Source organism: Pseudoalteromonas sp. S2893 (assembly GCF_005887105.1).
Classification (GTDB): domain Bacteria; phylum Pseudomonadota; class Gammaproteobacteria; order Enterobacterales; family Alteromonadaceae; genus Pseudoalteromonas; species Pseudoalteromonas atlantica.
This window is the reverse complement of the sequence record NZ_PNCY01000133.1, coordinates 1-412: the sequence shown is the minus strand read 5'-3', so window position 1 is coordinate 412 and position 412 is coordinate 1. Positions and strand designations below refer to the sequence as shown.

Below are 412 nucleotides of genomic sequence, written 5' to 3'. Positions count from 1 at the left end.
TATAACCAGACTCACAGGTGTTTGGAGCACTAAATTCAGCTTGAATTTTGTATATAAAATCAGCCTCAACCAAACCTTTTTGCATCGCCACTATGTTGCGTAATACCGGTAATTCAACTTGCCTCATGGTGAGGCAAGTAATCCGCTATCGGCTTACAATATTCATTAAGCGGCTCGCCAATTATTTTTAAATCAAGGTCGGTACGACTCCCCGCAAACTGGCTCGGCTTATCCTTTTGAGGGCTCGCCCCCCAAGTTTCATAATGGTGCCAGTAGATTGTTGCTTGATTTTGCTCTTGATATGCCATGATGAAAACCCTGATTAGTTAACTTAAACACGCTTAACTACCCTCGCAGTTACTAAAATTATTAATTATTTAGATTATGGCATATGGGCGAGGTAGTTTATAGT

1 pseudogene is annotated in these 412 nt (G+C 40.5%); it reads right to left on the bottom strand.

What is annotated here, in order from left to right:
- Window positions 1-308, bottom strand: a pseudogene (locus CWC04_RS19420) (exonuclease domain-containing protein); the annotation flags it as partial.
- Window positions 309-412: the final 104 nt, after the last annotated feature.